The 341-nt window shown below is 45.5% G+C and carries 1 protein-coding gene; it reads right to left on the reverse strand.

What is annotated here, in order from left to right; all coding sequences use genetic code 11:
* A partial coding sequence (locus EII23_RS12660; RefSeq protein WP_185702424.1) for a transposase occupies positions 1 to 341 on the reverse strand: 341 nt, incomplete at both ends.

The following is a 341-nucleotide window of genomic DNA, read 5'->3' on the forward strand; positions in this document are numbered from 1 at the left end:
CCATAAAGACCTTGTCCTTTCCAAAATGTCTGAAACGTTTGTAGTTCATATTGTTTTTTATTTGTCCGAACACGGCTTCCGGTTCTATACATCTCTGTCCTCTGTGTTTCAGTCCTTCCTTGGAGCAGAGCAGCTCTTTGGCTTTTTGCCTGTATCTTCTGAGTCTGTGGTTCAGTTCTATCGTCCTGTTTCCTTTTGCTTTAAAACAACGGCATCTTAGCGGACAGCCTTCACATCTGACGGCTCTGTACTTGGCATTTTCGCTGACATATCCGGATGCGGTTTTCACATGTCCGGTACCTATCCTCCGCATCCTTTGTCCCATGGGGCAGATACAATAG

Source organism: Desulfovibrio sp. OH1186_COT-070, assembly GCF_003860215.1.
Taxonomy (GTDB): Bacteria; Desulfobacterota; Desulfovibrionia; order Desulfovibrionales; family Desulfovibrionaceae; genus Desulfovibrio.